The organism is Vibrio sp. NC2, assembly GCF_025195005.1.
In the GTDB taxonomy this organism is placed as follows: domain Bacteria; phylum Pseudomonadota; class Gammaproteobacteria; order Enterobacterales; family Vibrionaceae; genus Vibrio; species Vibrio splendidus.
On sequence record NZ_JANVFC010000051.1, the window covers coordinates 1 to 760 of the forward strand.

Annotated in this window: 1 protein-coding gene; it reads left to right on the forward strand. The window is 41.6% G+C overall.

From position 1 onward, the window contains the following. Positions 1 to 732: IS3 family transposase (locus NX845_RS23375; protein ID WP_125458509.1), on the forward strand; the 732-nt coding region annotated here is incomplete at its 5' end. Positions 733 to 760: the final 28 nt, after the last annotated feature.

Here is a 760-nt window from a genome sequence, read left to right on the forward strand (position 1 = left end):
ATGGTCCTTGAACTAAGACGCTTCATGCCTCGATTAGGAACTCGTAAGCTCTATTTCTTATTGAAACCTAAGCTGATAGCTATGGGAATAAAACTTGGGCGTGATGCTTTGTTTGATTACCTCAGAGAAGAGCGCTTACTCGTTAAGCCAAAACGGAGTTATACCAAAACAACGAACAGCAGGCACTGGATGAAAAAACATCCGAACTTGCTAAAAGAAGTTGTTCCTTCAAAACCCGAAGAGGTTCTGGTGAGCGACATCACTTATGTTCAATCGAACGAGGGCGTTCACTACTTGTCATTGGTTACAGATGCTTTCAGCCGTAAAATAATGGGGTATGAAGTCAGCAATGAAATGAAAGCGAGCGATGTTGTGAAGGCTTTAGATATGACGGTAAAAACTCGATGTTATCGTCATGCGACAATCCATCACTCAGATAGAGGGCTTCAGTATTGCTCAAACCTCTATCAAGAGAAACTTAAAAAGTATGGCATAACACCATCAATGACAGATGGTTATGACTGTTACCAAAACGCTTTAGCTGAGCGGGTCAATGGTATCCTCAAGCAAGAGTTCTTGCTTACTCAGTGCAAAGATCTTCGCGAGTTGAAAACACTTGTTGAAGAGTCGATATATACGTACAACGAAATGAGGCCACATCTCAGCCTAGGTATGAATACGCCAAATAAGATGCATGAAAAAAGCCAGCAACTTGCGTTACTGGCTTACTAAAATCGTCAACGTATTTTAGGACGAGACA